The organism is Psychroserpens mesophilus (assembly GCF_050617655.1).
GTDB classification, from domain to species: Bacteria; Bacteroidota; Bacteroidia; order Flavobacteriales; family Flavobacteriaceae; genus Psychroserpens; species Psychroserpens mesophilus_A.
The window spans coordinates 1-288 of the sequence record NZ_JBODQC010000122.1 but is presented as its reverse complement, the minus strand read 5'-3'; the positions used below and the strand labels follow the sequence as shown (position 1 = coordinate 288).

Here is a 288-nt window from a genome sequence, read left to right as displayed (position 1 = left end):
TTAAACGCTTATAATAATCATTGTAATAAGCGTTATTGTCTCCGTTGGTATATGGTCTCTGAATGGAACGTCCTGTTGGTGTGTAATACCTAGAAACGGTTAAACGCACAGCACTACCATCACCTAATGCCATTTCGCGTTGTACCAAACCTTTACCATAAGAACGTCTTCCAACTATAATCCCTTTGTCATTATCTTGTAACGCACCTGCAATAACCTCACTTGCTGATGCCGAATTTTCATTAATGAGAATATAGATTTCACCATCTTCAAAATCACCTCATCTTG

General features: G+C 38.2%; 1 pseudogene. It reads right to left on the bottom strand.

What is annotated here, in order from left to right:
- Nucleotides 1-280, bottom strand: a pseudogene (locus tag ACRHNM_RS16600) (S41 family peptidase); the annotation flags it as partial.
- Between the last annotated feature and the right edge of the window lie 8 nt (nucleotides 281-288).